The following is a 20467-nucleotide window of genomic DNA, read 5'->3' on the forward strand; positions in this document are numbered from 1 at the left end:
ACCTGATCCCGGAGGTGTAGGGGATCAGGTTTTTGGCGTCAATTGAACTGTGCATATAAGAAAGAATGGTGATCCGTTTGTCCGTTAAAAAGTAAGTTCATTACTTACATATTCCATCGTCTTAGAAGCACGGCTAGCAATCTCTGGACCTAATAATCTAGCAACTACATAGAGGGAAGAATCAATCCCCGCAGAGACACCGGCGGAAGTTATAATTTTTCCATTATCGATGAATCTCTTGCCCTTTTCGATATTCGTATCTGGAGCCAGCTCAACTAAACGGTCATAGGCCATATGGTGAGTCGTTGCTGATAATCCCTTTAGTAGTCCTATTTTAGCAAGGAGTAACGTTCCCGTGCATACTGACAAAGTTATTTCCGCATGATCAGATTGCTCTTTTAGCCAATTTAGAACCGTTTCATTTGTCAATTGGCTAGCTGGATTAATTCCTCCTGGTATGACTAAAATATCCGCTTGAGGAGAATCGCTAAAAGTATAATCTGCTTTTGCTACTAGGCCATTAAAGGTTCGAATTTCTGGTTGGTTTTCACTAACGGTGTAGACATTAAAGGCTGCGGGACCTCCTTGGTTTACCATGGTAAATACCTCATAGGGACCTGCAAAATCTAATAGCTCCACACCTTCAAATAGATAGATGCCGACATTTCTGGTTTTTATCATAATATCTTCTCCTTTTAAAAATATAGTGTTATTTCTATTAGGAAAATGCTACACTGTCTATTACATCATCTAAACTGACTTACGAAAAGAGCCAGATTTCACTTTGTCAATGGTGCCAGCTTGCAAAAGGAGAGCGATATATTTATGTTTATTTTAGATAACCAAAGTCTTAAGCCGCTATACGCTCAGCTATATCAACAGGTTAAAGATAAAATTTTAGCTGGAGATTTGAAGCATGGAACAAAGCTACCCTCAAGTCGTAAGCTCTCAGGAGATTTGCAGATTAGTAGAAATACAGTGGAAATGGCTTACCAACAATTGGCTGCTGAAGGTTATTTACTCAATAAACCTAAAAGTGGTTACTATATTGGGAATTTAGATTTTTCTTTAGTACCTTTGGTTCAAAAACAAGAGCAGGAAAAACCTAAAACGGAGGAATTAAGGAAGGAAAATTTCACCTATGACTTTCGGTATGGCAACCTTGTGCCCAATGACCAACTTATCTCTAAATGGCAAAGGTTAACCAACCATTGTTTTAGAGAGTATAGAAGCCGGCTTGCTGATTACTTAAACATCCCAGGGGAACCAGGACTGCGCAAGGAAATCATGAAGTATTTGCACGATTATCGTGGCGTAAAATGTTCTCTGGATCAAATTATTATCGGAGCGGGAACACAATACTCTATTAACCTTATTTGTCAACTACTTTTAAGGCAAACGACTACTATTGCTATGGAAGAACCAGGGTTTCTCTGGGCCTATAAGGTTTTTCAAAATCATAATTTTTCCATTCGCCCCATTGAATTGGATGACTTTGGACTTAAGGTAGAGCAATTAAAAGTTATTGAATCCAAGATGGTATATGTTACGCCATCGCACCAATTTCCTACCGGCAAAATTATGCCTATTTCCAGACGCTTAGAGCTTGTTGAATGGGCAATGAGCCAAAATGGCTTCATTATAGAAGATGATTATAGCTGTCATTTACGCTACAATATAAAACCGATACCCTCACTTCAATCTTTGTGTCCGGCCCAAGTAATCTATTTAGGTAGTGTTTCTAAATTTCTCTTTCCTTCCATAAGGCTTTCTTATTTGGTTTTACCAGAACAGTTAGTGACTAGGTTCCAAGAAATGTTTAATGGCCTACCTTCAGTTGTTCCTTTTCTTACGCAAAAAACGTTAGAATTATTTATGAAGGAAGGAAATTGGGATAGTTATCTGAGAAAAACCACTAGACACTATAAGGAAAAGCATGATGTCTTAATCGAGGCTCTTAGAAAGGAATTCGGAGATAGCATCTCTATCTCAGGTATTGGTGCGGGTTTGCATTTTCTTATCCAAGTAAAGTGGCCGATGAAAGCAGAAGAATTAATTGCCCGGGCAGCTGAGGTAGGGGTGAATATCTTACCCCAATCTAAACTTTGGTTTGGCAAAGAGGATGAAACTTATGGGATGATCCTAGTAGGCTTTGGCGGGATCGAAGCTGAAGCTATACCCAAAGCAATTCAGCTCTTACGAGAGGTATGGCTTAGCTGATTCTTCGGGGTCTACTTCCAGGGCTAGTAGTCATTTACGTAATTTTAGTAAGGCTACCATTATTTAATAATGACTGCAGCTAACTAGAAAAAACAGCTTAAGGAAAGCCTCAAGCTGTTTTCTAGGACAAGGATTGTTTTATAAGTATAGGAACGTTTTGCAAAATAACTCTTTTACTTAGAAGAGGCACTCTAGGCAGACCCCTGAAGGTAAGAGAACAATACCGTTCTGTCCATTCCCGGGTAGTACGGTGTGTGCCATTATTTTGTATAATTATCAAAGTAGCCTTGAATGTATATAATAGGGGTACCCTTATCGCCGCTGCCTGAGGTTAAGTCGGAAAGGGATCCGATCAGATCAGTAAGCTGTCTGGGAGTAGTGCCTTGTGATTCCATAGCTCCTACTAGGTCCGGCTCTTTGTTGATAATATAATCTGAAATAGCTTTTTTAAGTTCTTCCCCTTTTAAATCTGCAAAATTATTATCAGCAAGATATTTTAATTTAACTTCGTTAGGTGTACCTTTAAGTCCTGCTGTATAAGCGGGTGATACAACAGGGTCAGCAAGTTCCCAAATCTTGCCCACGGGGTCTTTGAAAGCGCCATCACCATAAATCATGACTTCTACCGTTTTACCTGTCTTTTCTTTCAGCGTAGCTTGTATCCTGTCTACCACCGGTTGACAATTACAGGGGAAAAGTTTAACACTTTCTTCGGTTGCTTTATTTGAACCTAAAAGTCCATAGGATTCATTAAAGCCGCTGCCATCAATAGGTGTTGATAAAATATCATCAAGGCTATAAATTTTATCTCCACCATTTTCTTTTAATATTTTCTTTGTTCTCAATCTGGTATGAATATCGCAAACAAGAACATTTTTTGTATAATTTAAAATAGTTTTTGCCTGATTGGAGAAGATAACCTCACATTCAGTACCATACTCTTCAATTAAAGACTTATAATAATCTATATAGTCAATACCCGTAAAAAGGTGTTTTTCATAGCCAAAATGGCTACGAAATTCTTCTTCAGTTAAAACATCTGTCCAAGGGTTAACACCTTTTTCGTCAAGCATATCCATATCAACTAGGTGATTGCCTACCTCATCAGAGGGATAGCTAAGCATTAAGACAATTTTTTTAGCTCCTTTGGCAATCCCACGCAGGCAAATAGAAAAACGGTTACGGCTTAAAATAGGAAATATGACCCCGATAGTCTCCCGGCCAAACTTTAAACTTATATCTTTTGCAATGTTATCAATAGTTGCATAATTTCCTTGAGCACGGGCTACAACTGATTCTGTGACAGTAACAATATCCTGATCATTAATGGAGTAACCTTCTATTTCGGAAGCTTTTAATACCGTGTCTACGACTATTTCTGTAATATCGTCTCCCTTATTGATAATGGGGGCACGCAGACCTCTAATGACAGTTCCAACAATTCTTTCCATCTTATTTCTCCCTACTTCTTTTCAGTTTTAGATAAAGCGCTGGTTTAACACGCATACTTGTACTATACAATATCTTTATGATATAAGTAAAGAATTGTGGCACGATTCTCTCGAATCATTCCTCTGCTAACTAACTATTAAAAGGGCTTAAGGTAAAACACAAACGCCCGGGCAGAGGTTGCAGCAAGGTTTGAAATAAGCAGGAGGTACTTAATGACATACGCTGTAAATCTATATTTTAATAAAGAGGCTGAACATTATATAACGAATATCTGGAGAAAATTAGAAGGCTTAGAAAAGGGCAAGTGTCTGATCTGTCATAACAGCAGACCCCATATCACCTTGGCTATTTATAATGACCTTGATTTGGCAGTAACCAAAGAGCGATTAAAGTCCCTGATAAGAGATGTTTATTCCTTTCATTTAAAGTTTCTCCAGATTGGTATTTTCCCTCATAATAAAGGTGCGATATTTTTAACACCGAATCTGACAGACGACTTGTTCCGAATACACCGTCATTTTCATGAGCGGTTTAAGGATTTTGAAAAGCAGGGCTGGGATTATTATAAACCTCAATCATGGTACCCCCACTGCACTCTTTCACTGGAAACACCTACAGAAGCGATACCAAGTGTACTTGAGGAAATCTTGAAAGTTTTTCGTCCCATGGAGGTAACTATCACGTCCATGGGGATCGTGTCCTTAGATCCGATTGATTATTTATTCGAAATAGAGCTGGGAAAAGCAAGTGATTTAGCGCCTTAGTAGGTCCCTGATAATAAATTACGCCTAAGCCGCAGGGAACTAAACTTCGCTTGTTTCCGACCGATACTAATTTTAAATTGGTTTGTAAAAATGAGGCGGGTATGATGGAAATGAAGCCGATGAACATAACTTCAAACAAGGTTCCCGATATGATCAATAAACCTACCGAGAATGGGGAGGCCGAGAAGCTAAGTTGGCCCAAGGGAGAGGTGCGCCAAGCGATCATTTTGGAACAATTGTCCGAAAGTCGGTATCTTGCGCGGGTAGGCGGCAAAGAGATCTGTATTCAATGTTTTGATTCTTTACCGCTAAATGCCAAGGTGACCTTGGAACTGCAAGGTAACCTAGAAGACATTTTTCTGGTCAAACCGGTAATTTCTGATACACTTGAAGCCGTAGATCAGGAGGAATTAATGCAAAGGTTGCTTACACAATTGCAAATGAAGGACACCCCTTTGCACAGAAATCTCATTCAGGGTTTTTTGAATCAAGAAATTCCTTTAAAGAGCTTATCTTTACAATTGGCCGAAAAAATAGTACAGAAATTAGGTGGCGATACCCCGGAAAATATTGAAAAAGCTTTACTGGGGATGAAACTGGGAATGCCGCCCGAGCCACTGCTGCTCAACGCGGTACATGCCTTTCTCTGTGATATAACTAGTTTTCAACAGGGTAATGAGGCCAAGTTACAGCTATTTATCAATAAGCTGGTAGCGATATTGACGGATGCCGGCACAGCAGAACCGGGCCAGATTTCAGGTTCTGTTTCGGAAGCCCAGCCATTGTCTGCTTTGCTTTCCAAGGAAGGGTATGAACTACTTCAGAAAATCCAGGAGTATCTTAAAAATATCTCCCTTGAACCTGAGCAAGGGCTGACGAAAACCGCAGAGCAGCTAAAAAACTTGCTCAGTTCCCAGTTAACGGGTTTGACCTATGAAACTGGGATGAAATCCAGCAACAATTCTAAGGTGCTTAACACGAACGTTGCAAGCCCTAGTCCTGTCAATTTATTTGAGGCAAACATGACTTCCCTGACCAATAAGGTTACGGGAGAAGCTGGCAGTCAAAGCCCGATCATAAACAGTAAAGAAAGTGTAATGACTGCTAGCGACGAATTGATAACCAGCGATGTTGGCCAACTTCGCAAAACAACGGGAGAGGAAAGCACAAAACAAGTTTTGAAGGAGCTAACTTCATTAGCTGACCCCAAGCAAAGCCTTACGCAGACAACCGGCTTGGATCAAAAGGTGCCTGATAGCAAATTCAATCACCGGGATGCCGCTACCCTATTGCAGATATTTAGCAAACTAATCGAAAATATAAAGCAAGCAGCTAAGGAAACGGGTGAATCAGTTCAAGTAAAAAATCTCGTTCAAGAAGGGACAGCCCTGGAAAAACAGCTGGTGGGACAGCAGGTTTTTCAAACACTAAACAGGACAGAGGGGCAGCAAAATATTTTGTATTTTAATTTACCCTTTATTAAACAAGAGGATAGTCAAACCTGGGGTCAGTTAAAAATAATCAAGGACAATACCCAACGGCAAGACATTGACCCAAAGCATTTAAGCATGGCGTTGTTGCTAAATACCCTTAGCATGGGTCCACTATTATTAGAACTTAAGGTAAGAAATAAAGAGATTATGGCTGGTGGCAAGGTTACCGAGGAATGGGTGGCCAATTCATTGAGAACGGCTTGGCCCAAACTGCAGGAAGCCTTTGTCAAAATGGGTTATCAGTTGCATACCTGTGCCTGGCAAGTTGGTTCCTTTACAACCAACTTACTGCCTACCGGATTAAAAAAAGATGACACTGATTGTAGTTTACAAACAGTAGATATTACCATTTAGAGAAGGAAAAGGTGGGGCAAAGGGTATGGGAGAGCAAAGGAAGAAAGCGGTTGCACTACGTTACGATCAGGAAGTAGACAATGCCCCCAAGATTGTAGCAGCGGGCCAGGGGCATTTGGCAGAACAGATTTTGCGGGTAGCCGAAGAAAAGTCCGTACCGGTCTATGAGGATCCTGTTCTAGCGGAAATGCTTGCGCACGTAGCCATTGGGGAAGAATTACCGCCGGAATTATATAGTATCATTGCTGAAGTATTGGTATTTGTGCATTCCGTTGACAAACAAAACAGAAAATCGTAGAGATGGTTCTTGAAGGGGGTGTAATCGGAGGTTTTGCACGCAAAAAGGCTCAACCGTCGAATATTTGTTGATTATTGAGCCTTTAATAGGGTAACCTAATTACCATCTAAAAAATGGGGTAAGCTTAAGAATACAGGAGGTGTTTGATGTGCTCGCAAAAGATATCATGAAAACGAATGTTATTACTGTAAAAGCGGACACAGGCATCAAGGAGATTGCTCAAATACTAACAGAAAATAATATTTCCGGGGTTCCAGTCGTTGATGATGATGGTAAGCTTGTCGGGATTGTCACTGAAGGAGACCTCTTACATAAAGAATCAGACCCGAGAATACCAAAATACTTTGGCATTCTTGGGGGGTTCATTTATTTAGGTGGAAGCGAAAAATACGAAGAAGACATTAAGAAGCTGGCAGCCCTTAAGGCTTCTGAGATTATGACCAGCAAAGTGATAACCGTTTCGCAAGACACGAAAATTAGTGAGATAGCTTCCCTAATGGTAAAGCACAATATTAAGCGTGCTCCTGTTGTAGAAAATAATAAAATAATTGGCATTGTAAGTCGAACAGATATTATAAAAACCCTTATTCAATAGACATGTTTAAACCCCCGGTTAAGCTGGGGGTTTAAACATGTCTATTTTACCAGGATGGTAGCGGCCGCTATCACGGAGAAGATCCGAATCAGGTGACGGTTCTCTTGCATCGTTCAGTTTTGTAGGAGGAAATGAAATACTATTTCTTTTTAGATGTTTCCAGAAGGAATTTTGTGAAAAATATTGAAATAAGGCTTGTTCTTTAAATATACAGCCTATTTTTTAGAAGATTATTCTTTTGAATTTAGAAAAATTAATATTAAATTGAATAAAAGTCTTACAGTGAGTAATAACCCCTGTTTGTATTTATCTAGAATGGTCTGTAATTTTCAGTTTCAGGAGGGACAATATTTGGATTTAACCTCTGATAGTGTTTTGGAAGACCTACAAAACTATGTAAAGGATCATGGCTTGTTTTTTTCAACCAGTGTATTTAAGATTTTTTCCAAGATAGAACATTTATGCCGAAGCTATAATGTTTATCCTTTTCCTGGGGAATATCTTTTGGTTTTGATTGAGGAGGTTCCTTTATTTCAACAAATTATTATTAAATATGGTGGTGAGCCTAAGTTAGCCGTATCTATGCTTTACAATAAGCTCAAGGAGAGGGATGAATCTAATGGTGGGTTTGATTACAACTCATCGGAGCTATATTCTATCAAATCACAAAGGGAGTTATGTACCCGTTCTCATCTTTTGGACCTGGTCATTGAGGGTGTTAAAAAGAAAAACTGTAGGGAAATTCAAGATACAGATTTAATTGAAGCTCTTTTAGATCTTCAAGAGGAGGATAATCCCGTTTGGGAAAATGGAGGTTTTACAGAAAAACGGCTTCATACTCCTTTTAATACAGTATCTCATATACTAGGTTATTATTGTAGACATTTATGGGTTAAACTAGATGATATTCGAAGGGAGTTATATAAAATTAATATTTATGATCTAGCAATATCTTTTGCTGGGGAGGATAGGGATGTAGCAAAAGATATTGCATATTCGTTAACTAAGCAAGGGTTAAAAGTGTTTTATGATGAATACGAAAAAGGAACTTTATGGGGAAAGGATTTATATTCACACCTTACCGAAGTCTATTCAAAAAAAGCAAGGTTCTGTTTAATGATTATATCTAAGTATTATGCTCGGAAACAGTGGACAACTGTTGAAAGAAAAGCTGCACAAGCTAAAGCTTTTCAAGAAAATGAAGAGTACATACTTCCTTTAAGGCTTGATGAAACACAAATACCTGGGTTATTACCTACAATAGGATATATAGATCTAAGACAAACTTCAATTGAAGAAGTAGTTGAGTTGTTGAAAAAGAAAATATTTTAGTTACGTTGCTAGAAGAGTCTCTTTCAGAAACCGTATTTTGCCCCTGCGCAAGTAGGTTCTAAACGGTTTTTATTTGAATCGTAGGAGCGGCTTTCCTTGAGTCGTTTCGTACTGCAACTTACAAACAGCTAAGGTAAAACCTCAAGCTGTTTTTTTAGCTGGGATAAGGAGTGTTTATTAGTATAGAGAAAACTAAATGATGGCAATAACTACAAATGTTGATTTTCCATTATTTGGTTGCAGGACATCGCAATAGGTGTAGGAACTGTCTGTAAAAATGAACAAAAACGAGGGTTGGCTTTTGCGAGAAAAACAAACCTTTTCCATTGGCGAGATAGCCAAAATACATAACATAGCGGAATCCACCTTGCGGTATTATGATCAAATCGGTATTTTTCAGCCCAAAATCGTCGACCCGAAATCAAAATATCGTTATTATACGATGGATCAATTTGCCCAGTTGGATATCATTAAATTTCTTCGCAATATGGAAATTCCTCTTAGTGAAATTAAACAGTATATTCATAGAAGGAATCCGGCAATTGCACTGGAACTGCTGGAAAAGCAACAACAAATGGTCAGCCGCAAACAACAGGAGCTGGCCTTAGTGAAAGAAATACTCGACGACAAAATCGCTGCAATCCAAACAGGGCTCCGGGCAGAACCATTCACGGTATCATTTAAGCAGCTTCCCAGCCGCACGATTGCATCAATTGAGCTTGGGGCCAAAACATCCGATGAGATGTTGGATTATTATATAACTTCCTTGCAAAACGACTTGCTGTCGCTGGATTACACATTATTTACCGGAGATATAGGGATATCTATTGCCCAAACAGCGCTTTTGCAAAAGAACTATCAAAATTATAATCGGATATTCATTGTTCTACGTCATTCACCGGAGCAAAACGAACATTTAACCAAGCTCCCGGCGGGGATGTATGCCTGCATGTATCATCGTGGGCCGTATGAACAAACGGAGAACACCTATGAGCACCTCTTTGAGGAGATCGCCATCAGGGGCTATAAAATAAGTGGAGATGCGCTGGAATTGGGAGTTATTGATCTTTCTGTGGCCCAGGAGGAAAGCGAATACGTGACGGAGATGCAAATTCCTGTTGTTACCTATTAATCCTGTTTTACGGTAACCTCCTTGACTTTCAAGTTACTTGAAGGTTTATAATGTTTCTCTGAGGAGGTTACCAAGATGACAGAAGCTACTATTAAACTAAGGGAAACACCGGTAAAAAAACTATTTGTCTCCTATTTGATTCCTTCCGTACTAGGTATGCTCCTAATGTCGGTTAATATTGTCGTTGACGGTATTTTTATTGGCCGCGGCGTCGGAGCAGATGGTCTGGCGGGTGTTAATATTGCCGTACCGGCATTTTCCATTTTTTTATCCATATCCCTATGGATCGGATTCGGGGGTGCTACCTTGTATTCGATCGCTCTCGGTAGAAATGAATGGAAACAGGCACAAGAGATTTTTTCGCAAGCGATAACCTTCGCATTTATGCTCATCAGCCTAATTACGGTGATATGTGTATGGAAGATGGAGGAACTGGCGCTGCTTTTCGGAGCGAATGATGTCATCATGCCTTATGTGATGGACTATCTCTCGATTTTACTGACCTTTGGCCTGGTTTATGTGTTAGAAAATATTTTGAGTGTATTTGTTCGCAATGACGGTAATCCAACGCTGTCCATGAGTGCGCTGATTGTTACAGCCATCCTGAATGTCCTGTTTAATTATCTATTTATTTTCCGGTTTGGCTGGGGGGTTAAAGGATCGGCGGAAGCTACCGTATTGTCTGCCGGTATCGGTTTCCTCGTATTATTAAGTCATTTTTTCAAACGTGGCAGCAATTTAAAATTTATTCCGTTTCGGTTCCGCTTTACGATCATTCGGCAAATTTTGACGATAGGATTTCCCAGCTTCATTGCTGAAATTTCACTGGCTGTCGTCACCATTGGCTTTAATCTCGCTTTTATGCGCAGTATTGGAGAAACCGGGGTGGCTGCCTATGCAATCGTCAACTACATTCATTCGGTCATGCTGCTCGTTTTCCTTGGGATGGGAGCGGCTTTGCAACCTATTTCCAGTTTCCATTTTGGGGCAAGATTGTTTGGACGGTTAAACCAAAGCCTACGGCTCACGGTACAAACAGCGTTAATCTCCGGTCTTTTTGCCGTTGCCATCGGATTTGTCGGGGCGGAATTTATGGTATCCTTGTTCGATGTACAGTCGCAACAATTGTTTAAGCTTACCGTTAATGGCCTGGGTTTGTTCTTTTTCACCTATTTGTTCCTAGGTTACAATCTTGTTTACGCTGAATATTTTCAATCGGTGGGACAAATTAAAAAATCGTTGATGATTATTTTATGCCAGGGAATGCTGTTTGTTATCCCTTTATTGTGGATCCTGTCCCATTGGTTTGGGCTCAAGGGGATCTGGCTTGCGCTCCCAACGGCACAGGCGATAACAGCGATACTGGTTTTTATGATGAATCGCCGCCATCATCCGGTTTTTCAGCTCACCGTCCGTCTCCAAGGTGACTGATTATCAGTGATAAACATGTAGCAAGGCACGGAAGCTCAAGGTAGCCGATGGATTCCGGCAGAGACTGCCGAGGACCGTCCCTTTGATTCTGGAGGTTATCATATTGGGAACTTTTAAAATGTATGGGGAGTTTTCCCGCAAATCCTTTCAGCGAGCGGCGGCCTATCGTTTTGACGCCTGGACAAGAATAATCGGTAACGTTATGTTTCTCTTTATGTGGGGGTTTATCTGGTATGGACTGTATCATGGGAAGGGTGAGGTGGAAGGCGTATCCTTTCAGGCCATGCTCAGCTATATCCTGATTAGCCAAGCCCTGCAAGGGCTGCATGGGGCAGGTACGCCGCTGTGGGAAATTCAGGAGCGGGTGCGTACCGGTGATATTGCCATGGAAATGCTGCGCCCCTATGATTACCCCACCCGCATGCTATTTTCGGATTTCGGCAGCATCACCTTTTATTTTATGACTGCTATTGTACCCTTGTACACCGTGCTTTTTCTGGTTTTAAAACCGGTGGTACCCACGTCTTTCTCCCAAGGGGGCCTGTTTGTGGTTTCGGCAATCCTGGGGTATTTAATTCGCTACTGCATTGAACTCACCTTTGGCTTGTTTACCTTTTGGTTGGTGGAAACCGGGGGTGTGGAGGATATTTTTTACTTTGCCATTTCCCTATTCTCTGGCTCGGTGATACCCCTGTGGTTTTTTCCCGGTTGGTTGGAGCAAGTGGCGGGGTACCTGCCCTTTCAGGGAATCTTTTTTGTGCCCAACTCTATTTTTGTTGGACAATTAACCGGACAGGCTGTATGGGATGCCTTGCTTAGTCAGGTAATTTGGTTACTGATATGCTATGCAATTTTACGCTTTGTCTGGGCCAAGGCGTCTATGAAAATTGTCATTCAGGGAGGTTAACCATGGTAGAGTCTTGGCTGCGGGGAATTAGCATGTATTTCTATATGGTAAGTGCCAGCATTCGGGCACAGCTGCAGTATCGTTATGCCTTTATCATGAACATCCTAGGCTGGGCCATGACCTACGCGGGCACTGCTATTACCATGTGGGTATTGCTTTATTCCTTTGGGACCCTTGAGGGCTGGATCTTTTGGGAACTCATTTTTTTGTTTGCTCTGGCGGTGTTGTCTTGGGGTGTCTGCATGATTTTTTTCTTTCACTTCCGAAGTTTGGATCAATACATTGTTAATGGTACCTTTGACCGGTTTTTGGTCAGGCCCATTCATCCCTTTTTTCATTTTATGGCCATGAAGTTTGATGTAGGTGCCTTTGGTCAGTTCCTGTTCAGTATTGTTGCGGTGGCCCTGTCCTACAGCCACCTTAATCTGCACTGGCAAGCCTGGCAGTGGCTTGTTTTCCTTGGGGCGGTATGGGGAGGGACCCTTATCCAGGGCGGTTTATTGGTAGCCATATCCGCCATGGCCTTTTGGACCACCCGCTCAGAGCGGCTTTACTGGGTGGTCATGTGGCCTGCTAAAAATTTGATGAACTATCCTCTAACCATCTATCCACGGGTAATACAGCTGCTGGTTATCTTTGTTTTGCCCTTTGCCTTTGTTAACTACCTACCGGCCCTACTTTTATTGGGTAAAACCAGTCAAACCATGGCACCCTTTTGGGGCTTTCTAAGTCCTTTCGTAGGGATGATTTTCTTTTGGCTATGTTTTCGTCTTTGGATGTTGGGTCTAAATCGGTATAAGAGCGCAGGCTCATAAAAACGGGAGGCGGCCATGGGTTTAATTGAGGTAAACCATCTATCTAAGCATTATCAAATTGCCAAGCGGCAAGAAGGTCTGGGGGGAGCCTTGCGGAGTCTCTTCCACCGGGAATATATGACTAAAATGGCGGTACAGGATATTTCCTTTGCCGTCAACCGGGGAGAAGTGGTCGGTTATATCGGTCCCAACGGAGCAGGCAAATCCACAACCATTAAGATGCTGACGGGCATTCTGGTGCCCACCTCCGGTGAGATTCGGGTCAATGGAATTATCCCGTTTAAAGAGCGACAGAAAAATGCCCGGCAAATCGGCGTCGTCTTTGGCCAGAGGACGCAGCTTTGGTGGGATTTGCCCACCATCGAGTCCTTTGAGCTGTTAAAGCAGGTGTTTGAAGTTCCCGACCAACGCTACCGGCAAAACATGGCCACCTTCTCCGATATCTTAGGGCTGGGGGAGTTCCTGTATACCCCCGTACGCCAGTTGTCCCTGGGCCAACGGATGAGAGCCGATATTGCCGCCTCCTTACTGCACGACCCGGTGATTCTTTTTTTAGACGAGCCCACCATTGGCTTGGATGTGGTAGCCAAGGAGCGGATGCGGACCTTCATCAAGGAAATTAACCGGGAACGCGGCGTCACCGTCATCCTGACAACCCATGATATGTCCGATATTGAAAAACTTTGTCAGCGGATGATTTTAATTGATAAAGGGCGGGTAATGTATGACGGTGAGTTGGCAAAGATTAAAGAGAGGTTCGGCAAGGAACGGGTTCTTATTGTTGACCTGGAGGGAGAGGCGACAGATTTCTCCATCGCAGGGGCGGCAGTGATTAAACAAGAGGGCAACCGTATGTGGTTACGGTTTAGCCGGGATGAGGTAACTGCTTCCCAATTAATCAATCAGATTTCGGAGAAGTACGAAATTAAGGATGTAACCATCAAAGACCCGGAGATTGATGTGATGATCCGACATATCTATGAAAAAGGTATGGATGGTCAGGCTGATTACCAACAGGAATAGCTAAAAGTTTTACTTTTATTTATAAAAAATTTATAATTTGATTAAAGAAAGTTTATTTTTGCCGTTTAGAATAACCTCATCCACAAAAAAGGAGGTTGTTCAAATGAACAAAATTAAACTAATGTACAATGTTGCTAAAACGATGAAAGAAAAGACTCTTTTCCAGGGTTCCTTCCAGGCCACATGTGTAAAGGATCAGGCAACGGTATTGCAAATGGATAACAAGTTTTCCAAGAACCTGTCCAGCGGTCTAACGAAGGCAACCATTAAGACAGAAATGGATTACGAGGGAAAAAGCTTTAAACATGAGAGCAGCACCGAATTTACCCATACGGAAGATTGCCACCGCCGAGGCCACTTTTTAAAGGGAAGACATCCTCATTTTCACCATCGGGATTGTGGGCATTTTGGGCTGAAAGGATTTTTTTCGAAAATCACAGTGGCTCTGGACCTATTGAACAGAATCAAAGTTGAAGAACAACCTGACAATACCACCCTGATGACCTTAGAAATAGATGAACTTCCGGCAGAACTACAAGCCCTAAAAACTCAATTGATGGAAAAACATCACCATGAGCAAGAGCAGCCAACTCACCACCATAGACATTGCCTGGCGAAAGAATTACATGGCCTGGAGAATCCCCGCCTAACCCTAGTTGCTACAATCAATAAAAATAATGAGCTATCGAATGCTGCCTTGACACTAAGCGGCCAGCAAGCGGGCACCGCAGGAGAAAACCATACGCTGACCGTAAATGCCAAACTTACCTTACAGTAGCCGGTCATGATTAGTAACCTTTTGCGTCAGCCCAGAAAAAGAATCCTCAAAACCAAGCATATCTCTATCAATACAAAAAAGTGTCGGGCTTGCTATAAATGTATTGCCGTGTGTCCAAATGACGTGCTTACTAAAATAAGTTTTCTGGGTCATCGGCATGTTAGTCTGAAGAAGCCAGAAAACTGTAGCGGTTGCCTGGCTTGTAAAAAAGTTTGTATTCACCAGGCTATAACGTAGGCTAAAACGAAGAGTTAGGCATGGGATTCTGGCGAAGGTACCCATGTCTAATTTCCTTTCTTTAATTTGGTAGGATTGAAAAAGAATGCAGGTGAACCATGAACAGACATGAAAGGTTTCACAGGGATCATTATCATCGGTTTAGACATGAATTTTATTGCTCTCATAAATACCGTATGCGGCATAATGACTGGCACAGGGACTTTCACCGGTCACATAGGGCCTTAAAGTTCCTACGTCCGGTTTTTTTACTACTAATCATCCTATTGATTTACCTGATGTTTAAATTCCCCATTAATAAAGTGCTGACGTTTTTATTTGGTGTCTTTATCCTCAGTCAAATTGTTCAGCTGGTTTGGATAACACATTTAGAAAAGAGAATTTTTAAACCCATTTCTCAGTTGCACAATGGTGTTAAAGAAATTGCCAAAGGTAATTTTGATGTTACGATAAATAACACGACCTTTAATGAGATCGGTTTTTTAATAGATTCTTTTAATGAGATGGCTGCAAAATTGCAAGAAAATGAAATCCTTAAACGGGAGTATGAAGAAAACTGGAAGATGCTGATCGCCAATATCTCTCATGATTTAAAAACTCCGATCACTTCCATTGGCGGCTATATCGATGCCATCCATGAGGGGGTTGTTACTTCCCCCGAAAAAATGGATCAGTACCTGCAAGTTATTAGAAAGAATACCATCTATATCAATCACCTAATCGATGATTTGTTCCTGTTCTCTAAACTGGCCATGCATCAACTGGACTTCCAGATGGAAAGCATATCCATTAAGCCTTTTATGGAGGATCTGATGGCAGAATTCAGTTTTGAATTTCAAGAAAAGGGCTTTGACTTCTGCTATACAGATGATCTGGAGGAAAATTATCCGGTGCTGATGGACAGGCAAAGGATTTATCAGGTAATTCATAATATTATTGGCAATTCTGTCAAGTATGGTCCGGCGGCAAGCTTAGGTTTAAAAACCAGACTGTATCGCAAAGAAGCCTTGATCTGCCTGGACATTCAGGATAATGGCCCGGGGATTCCGGAAGATAAAATTTCGAAGATTTTTGATCGTTTCTATCGGATTGATAGCGAACGCACAAAGGATTTAATGAGTACCGGACTAGGGCTTTCCATTGCCAAAGAACTGATGGAGGCCCATGGGGGAAAAATACAGGTAACCAGTGTTTTGGGGGAAGGCTCTTGCTTTACGCTGATACTTCCTATAGATAATGAGGAAAGGATCTGACCATGCATATCCTAATCATTGAAGATGATCTCCATATCGCCAAGCTGGAAAAAGACTACCTTCAGTTTAACGGTTATCGAGTGGATATCTCCCAGGATGGAGAGCAGGGTTTGAAACAGGCATTAACTGGGATTTACGACGTTATTATTGTTGATTTGATGCTGCCGGGTAAAGAGGGCTACGAAATTGTTAAGGAAATACGGAAAAATTTTGAAGTGCCGGTGTTAATTGTTTCAGCCAGAGGGGAAGATATAGATAAAATCAGAGGCTTGGGTTTCGGTGCTGACGATTATCTAACGAAGCCCTTTAGTCTAGCTGAACTGGTGGCCCGGGTAAAGTCACACATTCAAAGATATGAACGTTTAATGGGCAAAAAGGCAGCTGTTGAAATTATCAGCCATCAGGGCTTAGAGATCAATACTGCTTCTCACAAGGTTTTGGTTAACGGCCGTGAGATTACCTTGACGACCAAGGAGTATGAACTTTTATTATTTCTGGCCTCTCATCGCAATATGGTGTTTAGCAAAGAACAACTATTTGACCGGCTATGGGGTGAGGATTCTATCGGGGATTTGGCTACCGTGGCGGTTCATATCCAAAAAATACGGAAGAAGATTGAAAAGGACCCTGCTAATCCACAGTACATCGAAACGTTATGGGGAACAGGCTACCGGTTTAAGTAAACTAGCTGTGATAAGGGAGATAGGAATGGCTCAGGAATCATTAACAATAGAGAATTTATTTTCCCAAGCCAGTGGTTGCAAGCGGTGTCCTTTAGGAGAAACCCGGCAGTGTCTCGTTTTTGGCGAAGGGAGCCAGTGGTCGGGATTAATGATGGTGGGGGAAGCCCCGGGAGAGAAGGAGGACGAAACGGGAAAGCCTTTCATTGGACGGGCGGGCAAAGTCCTGGACAGTGTCCTTACAGAGACGGGTTTCCAACGGGAGGATATTTTTATTACCAGTGTTGTCAAGTGCAGGCCGCCCAAAAATAGATTTCCCAAGAAGGAGGAGGTGGCCGCCTGCCTACCCATCTTGCAAGGGCAAATTGAACTTATCAAACCCAGGATTATTGTTTGCCTGGGCAACCTTGCCACAAGAAGTCTACTTGATGAGCAGGCTAAAATCACTGAGGTGCGCGGCAAATGGTTTAACAAAGGGGGAATAAAAATAATGCCCACCTTTCACCCGGCTGCCGTCTTTCATGATCGAAAAAAACTCGAGGCAATCAATGAAGATTTTCACCAGGTCAAGGAAGTCTGGGAGAATATAAAACGAGAGTTACCAATCCTAAAACCCCAATAGCCTAACCTCCCGTTACTATGCGGGGGATTAGGCTATTGGTTGAGGTTGTATAAGATAGCTTAAATTTTTAACATGGAGGAACAGATCGTATGAAATTCATAGTTACAGAAGCGGTTTTTAAAAAACTGGAAAAGGTGTGCTTTGGCGTTGTGGTTGCAAGGGGTATCAATAACAAGGTGCAACATACTGAAATTGCCGAACTGTTAAAGACAAGTATAAAATCTATTGAGGAGAAATTTGCGCACACCAAAGTAAAAGAGGCAAAAGAAATACTACCCTATCGAGAAGCTTTTCAAAAACTTACTATGAATCCGAACAAATTTATGAGTTCCATTGAGGCGATGGCATCCCGCATCGAAAAAAAGAAAGGGTTCCCGAACATAAATCCCATTGTTGATCTTGGTAACGCCATATCCTTGAAATACCTGGTTCCACTAGGCGCACATGATATGGACAGTACATCCGGGGATATTTATGTAAGGTTTTCCGAGCAAGGGGATAAATTTATTCCCTTCGGCCAGGAAGAAGAAGAGATTTTGGAACAGGGAGAACTGATTTATTCGGCAGGAGATAAAGTAAAAACACGGAGATGGATTTGGCGGCAGAGTGAACAAGGAAAGGTAACGGCAGAAAGCAAAAATATATTTTTCCCCATTGATGGATTTATAGGTCAAAACGATGATCGTGTAATTGCAGCCAGAAATGAGCTGGCAGCAATGTTAAAACAGTTTTTTGACTGTGAAGTAGAGGTTGGCTTTATTGATCAAGGCAACCGAGAAATGGAAATATAAAGTAAATTTTTACTTGGTCATAGTTATATTTCCATTACAGCATAGCCTTTTTCCATCAGGGCCTGTTTTATGTCGACTAAACGTGCCTTGCTGTCGTCATATCGTACAGTTACTTTTTTGGCGGACAGGTCTACACTAACCTTTTCAACACCGTCAAGAGCGGTTACGCTATTTTTAACGGCAGCCGTACAGTGATCACAGCTCATTCCCTCTACGTTAAGTTCGGCATTTACTACCATCGTTAACAACACCTCAAATAGTATTTTTTATGTGCTTATAGCATGTCCAATGGTGAGTGCTATCATTAAAAATAGAAATCAAATAATTTTTACCCCATACATCAGTTTTAGCTGCGGGCCTGTGTTTTTACACAGCCCGTTTTTTATTTTAGCTAAAAAAGTATGATCAATTTGAACTTTTTGCCGAATGCTATACTCTTATAAGAGAGGGAGAGGTGCAGAGGTGGAAGGAATCGTTCTGATAAAGAAAGCGAAACAAGGAGATAAAGAAGCTTTACTCCAGCTGGTCATGAAAAAGAAGCAGGAGTACTATAAATTGGCCTATGTCTATGTTGGGAATAAAGAAGATGCTTTAGATGCCATGGCAGATATGATAGTAATACTCTATGAGAATATAGCCAAATTAAAAAAAGACGAGAGTTTTTCTACCTGGAGTAAAACTATTTTAGTTAATTGCTGTAAAAAAATAGTCAAGAAATCAAGCAAAATAATCTCCTTTGAAACCATAGAGGAAGTGGCCGTTCCAGGTGACTTTGAGCAAAAGAATGATCAAATAGTCCTAGAAAACCATTTGCTACAATTGAGCGATAAACATCAAGAGGTTATCAGGATGCGCTATTTTTTAGATTTAGACTATCAAGCAATCGCCGATATATTAAAAATACCGCTGGGAACGGTGAAATCTCGCATGGCCTATGGTCTTGACCGACTCAAAGAGAGTTTCAGAGGTGAGAACGATGAAAACCATTGAAGACGAACTTAAAAAAGGAAAAACGAACCTAGACCAATTAGAAGTGCCGGAAGAATTAGAATTAAAACTTAGAAATGCCCTGGTAAAAGCAAAACCCCGGCGGCGTACTGGTTGGCAAATTAGACTGGCAGTTGCTTGTCTGGCTCTTTTTATGATTAGTTATAACTTTGATACATTTGCCTATTTCGGCAAGAAATTAGTTGGCTACGACAATGTTATGAACGGGGCTTTAAAAGAACTGAATGAGCTGGGCAAAGGGCAATTAATCGGTAATAGCTATACTTTTAAAAATGGGATACTCTTTACCTTAGACGGTATCATGATTGATGAAAGTCAACTATTTGCCTTTTACAGTCTCCAAGACCCAACGGGCCAAGTTGATGTAGGGCAAATGAATCATCATATACAAATCGAAGGCTCCTGGGGACGGTACTATATGGAAAGTGGCAGAGGGGAGCTAAATGAAGCAAAAAATCAAATAAACTGGATTACCAGCTTTAAACCACCGTTCTTTTTAGAGAAAAAAATGCATGTGAAGCTAACATTAACAGGAAATGGAAAGAGTAACGGGGAAGAGGGGGAAATAACCTTTTCTATTGATCGAAAAAAAGCAATGGGCTACACTTTGCAAAAAGGCATCAATGAAACTTTTAAAGTAGAAGGAACTAAAGTCTCCCTTGAATCGATCGCAGCGTCTCCCACCCGCACGGTAATAAACGGATCAATTCAAAATATTTTTGAACTGGCAATGGACCAGATAAAAGAAGAGCGTATTAGACCCAAAATAGTATCAATAAAGCTTTTGGCCAATGGTCAGGTGGTTCCGGAGCAAGGTTCACAAATGAGTACCGACTTAAAGGGGATTACGTTTCGTTATTTTTATGATGCTTTGCCCGACCAGCTTAACACTGTCCAAATAGTAGTGGAAAGCCTTTTAGCAGACTATGATGTAAAGCAGCAGGTGGCTCTAGAGGAAAATGGGCGGAAGCAGCAGTTACAGATTTTGGGTCAAGATATTGAGGTAAACAAGGTCTATCAATCCCGGGGAAGTACCTATGTAACCATTACCACGGAAGAGATTACAGTGCTTACCAGGGTGTATCTTATTGTTGATGGTAAAAGGATAGAGCTTCAAGAAACCATAACCAATGAAATGCAGAAACTGGCAGACGGAAAAATACTGCACATCCGAACTTTACAGTTCCCTGCAACGGGTAAATCCTATCAACTGGATATCGAAAGGATGACCTCTGTCAAAAAATACAATAAAATTATTGATATTCCGGTAAATTAAAAAGTT

At 41.3% G+C, this 20467-nt stretch carries 22 protein-coding genes; 19 read left to right on the forward strand and 3 right to left on the reverse strand.

What is annotated here, in order from left to right:
* Positions 1 to 84: 84 nt before the first annotated feature.
* The gene (locus tag BUA78_RS10895) at positions 85 to 681 is read right to left on the reverse strand and encodes a DJ-1/PfpI family protein (protein WP_072914322.1); all 597 of its coding nucleotides are present in this window, start codon (positions 679 to 681) and stop codon (positions 85 to 87) included.
* A gap of 144 nt (positions 682 to 825) precedes the next feature.
* Here BUA78_RS10895 and pdxR point away from each other — a divergent pair, with 144 nt between their 5' ends.
* Positions 826 to 2220: a MocR-like pyridoxine biosynthesis transcription factor PdxR gene (gene pdxR / locus BUA78_RS10900; RefSeq protein ID WP_072914325.1), complete on the forward strand. Its 1395-nt coding sequence runs from the start codon at positions 826 to 828 to the stop codon at positions 2218 to 2220.
* A gap of 260 nt (positions 2221 to 2480) precedes the next feature.
* On the opposite strand, the gene BUA78_RS10905 is transcribed toward pdxR, so the two are convergent.
* Entirely contained in the window at positions 2481 to 3671 is a 1191-nt protein-coding gene (locus BUA78_RS10905) for a coenzyme F420-0:L-glutamate ligase (protein ID WP_072914327.1), read from the reverse strand.
* A gap of 213 nt (positions 3672 to 3884) precedes the next feature.
* Between BUA78_RS10905 and BUA78_RS10910 the strand changes: the two genes are divergently transcribed.
* From BUA78_RS10910 to BUA78_RS10985, 16 genes are all read left to right on the forward strand, one after another.
* Complete coding sequence (locus BUA78_RS10910; RefSeq protein WP_072914330.1) at positions 3885 to 4436, forward strand: 2'-5' RNA ligase family protein; 552 nt, start codon at positions 3885 to 3887, stop codon at positions 4434 to 4436.
* A 101-nt stretch (positions 4437 to 4537) separates the two neighbouring features.
* On the forward strand, positions 4538 to 6283 hold the full coding sequence (locus BUA78_RS10915) for a hypothetical protein (protein WP_139257331.1): 1746 nt from the start codon (positions 4538 to 4540) through the stop codon (positions 6281 to 6283).
* Between the two features lie 25 nt (positions 6284 to 6308).
* A complete protein-coding gene (locus BUA78_RS10920; RefSeq protein WP_072914334.1) occupies positions 6309 to 6581 on the forward strand; it encodes an EscU/YscU/HrcU family type III secretion system export apparatus switch protein in 273 nt (90 codons plus the stop codon).
* Positions 6582 to 6729: 148 nt separating this feature from the next.
* The gene (locus tag BUA78_RS10925) at positions 6730 to 7176 is read left to right on the forward strand and encodes a CBS domain-containing protein (RefSeq protein ID WP_072914335.1); all 447 of its coding nucleotides are present in this window, start codon (positions 6730 to 6732) and stop codon (positions 7174 to 7176) included.
* A 351-nt stretch (positions 7177 to 7527) separates the two neighbouring features.
* Positions 7528 to 8508 carry a toll/interleukin-1 receptor domain-containing protein gene (locus BUA78_RS20475; protein WP_207650499.1) on the forward strand — a complete coding sequence of 327 codons (981 nt, stop codon included), beginning with the start codon at positions 7528 to 7530 and terminating at the stop codon, positions 8506 to 8508.
* Positions 8509 to 8809: 301 nt separating this feature from the next.
* The gene (locus BUA78_RS10935) at positions 8810 to 9640 is read left to right on the forward strand and encodes a MerR family transcriptional regulator (RefSeq protein ID WP_207650500.1); all 831 of its coding nucleotides are present in this window, start codon (positions 8810 to 8812) and stop codon (positions 9638 to 9640) included.
* 75 nt (positions 9641 to 9715) lie between these two features.
* The gene (locus tag BUA78_RS10940) at positions 9716 to 11071 is read left to right on the forward strand and encodes an MATE family efflux transporter (RefSeq protein ID WP_072914341.1); all 1356 of its coding nucleotides are present in this window, start codon (positions 9716 to 9718) and stop codon (positions 11069 to 11071) included.
* Positions 11072 to 11174: 103 nt separating this feature from the next.
* Positions 11175 to 11978, forward strand: coding sequence for an ABC transporter permease (locus tag BUA78_RS10945; RefSeq protein WP_238456796.1), 804 nt, complete (start codon positions 11175 to 11177; stop codon positions 11976 to 11978).
* A 2-nt stretch (positions 11979 to 11980) separates the two neighbouring features.
* Positions 11981 to 12793, forward strand: a complete 813-nt coding sequence (locus tag BUA78_RS10950) for an ABC transporter permease (protein WP_072914343.1) — start codon at positions 11981 to 11983, stop codon at positions 12791 to 12793.
* 15 nt (positions 12794 to 12808) lie between these two features.
* Positions 12809 to 13816: an ABC transporter ATP-binding protein gene (locus BUA78_RS10955; protein WP_072914344.1), complete on the forward strand. Its 1008-nt coding sequence runs from the start codon at positions 12809 to 12811 to the stop codon at positions 13814 to 13816.
* Positions 13817 to 13919: 103 nt separating this feature from the next.
* Entirely contained in the window at positions 13920 to 14594 is a 675-nt protein-coding gene (locus tag BUA78_RS10960; protein ID WP_072914346.1) for a hypothetical protein, read from the forward strand.
* Positions 14595 to 14600: 6 nt separating this feature from the next.
* Positions 14601 to 14831: a 4Fe-4S dicluster domain-containing protein gene (locus BUA78_RS21070; RefSeq protein ID WP_084082385.1), complete on the forward strand. Its 231-nt coding sequence runs from the start codon at positions 14601 to 14603 to the stop codon at positions 14829 to 14831.
* A 98-nt stretch (positions 14832 to 14929) separates the two neighbouring features.
* A complete protein-coding gene (locus BUA78_RS10970) occupies positions 14930 to 16084 on the forward strand; it encodes a sensor histidine kinase (RefSeq protein WP_072914348.1) in 1155 nt (384 codons plus the stop codon).
* Between the two features lie 2 nt (positions 16085 to 16086).
* Positions 16087 to 16767 carry a response regulator transcription factor gene (locus BUA78_RS10975; RefSeq protein ID WP_072914351.1) on the forward strand — a complete coding sequence of 227 codons (681 nt, stop codon included), beginning with the start codon at positions 16087 to 16089 and terminating at the stop codon, positions 16765 to 16767.
* A gap of 25 nt (positions 16768 to 16792) precedes the next feature.
* Positions 16793 to 17386: a uracil-DNA glycosylase gene (locus BUA78_RS10980; RefSeq protein ID WP_072914352.1), complete on the forward strand. Its 594-nt coding sequence runs from the start codon at positions 16793 to 16795 to the stop codon at positions 17384 to 17386.
* A gap of 89 nt (positions 17387 to 17475) precedes the next feature.
* A complete protein-coding gene (locus tag BUA78_RS10985; protein ID WP_072914355.1) occupies positions 17476 to 18177 on the forward strand; it encodes a B3/B4 domain-containing protein in 702 nt (233 codons plus the stop codon).
* A 23-nt stretch (positions 18178 to 18200) separates the two neighbouring features.
* Here the strand turns inward: BUA78_RS10985 and BUA78_RS10990 are convergent, their stop codons facing one another.
* Positions 18201 to 18416 carry a copper ion binding protein gene (locus BUA78_RS10990; RefSeq protein ID WP_072914357.1) on the reverse strand — a complete coding sequence of 72 codons (216 nt, stop codon included), beginning with the start codon at positions 18414 to 18416 and terminating at the stop codon, positions 18201 to 18203.
* Positions 18417 to 18639: 223 nt separating this feature from the next.
* Between BUA78_RS10990 and BUA78_RS10995 the strand changes: the two genes are divergently transcribed.
* Together BUA78_RS10995 and BUA78_RS11000 are read left to right on the forward strand one after the other, a co-directional pair.
* On the forward strand, positions 18640 to 19167 hold the full coding sequence (locus BUA78_RS10995; RefSeq protein WP_338011613.1) for an RNA polymerase sigma factor: 528 nt from the start codon (positions 18640 to 18642) through the stop codon (positions 19165 to 19167).
* Positions 19154 to 20461: a DUF4179 domain-containing protein gene (locus tag BUA78_RS11000; RefSeq protein WP_072914361.1), complete on the forward strand. Its 1308-nt coding sequence runs from the start codon at positions 19154 to 19156 to the stop codon at positions 20459 to 20461. Before BUA78_RS10995 ends, BUA78_RS11000 begins: the two co-directional genes overlap by 14 nt.
* The last annotated feature ends 6 nt before the right edge of the window (positions 20462 to 20467 follow it).

Source organism: Desulforamulus aeronauticus DSM 10349 (genome assembly GCF_900142375.1).
Lineage (GTDB): Bacteria > Bacillota > Desulfotomaculia > Desulfotomaculales > Desulfotomaculaceae > Desulfotomaculum > Desulfotomaculum aeronauticum.